Raw genomic sequence first — 365 nt, forward strand, 5'->3', positions numbered from 1 at the left:
GATGGTGGTGCCCAGCGGGGGCCGGCCCAGGCCGACCGCGCGGAGCGGCCCGATCTCCCGGGTCCGCTCGATGACCGACAGGGCGAGCGTGTTGACGATGCCGAGCACCGCGATGACGCCCGGCAGGCCGAGCAGCGCGTAGAGGATCACGAGCACGCGGTCCACCTGCGCGGCCAGGTCGGACACGAACTCCGCGCTGTCCAGCACCGACACCGCGGCGTACGGGCGCACGGTCGCGGTGAGCTTCCCGCAGAGCGCACCGACGTCGGCTCCGTCGGCGGCCGTGACGAACAAGGTGGTCAGGAGCTGCTCGTCGACCGAGAACAGGGCGTCCAGCACCGTCTGCGAGACCACGAACGGCACCC

Annotated in this window: 1 protein-coding gene; it reads right to left on the reverse strand. The window is 72.3% G+C overall.

Going from position 1 to position 365, the window contains the following annotated elements:
* The coding region (locus tag HP550_RS00060) for an ABC transporter permease family protein (RefSeq protein ID WP_175345563.1) at positions 1 to 365 on the reverse strand (365 nt) is incomplete at both ends.

This window comes from Cellulomonas humilata (genome assembly GCF_013359775.1).
Taxonomy (GTDB): Bacteria; Actinomycetota; Actinomycetes; order Actinomycetales; family Cellulomonadaceae; genus Cellulomonas; species Cellulomonas humilata.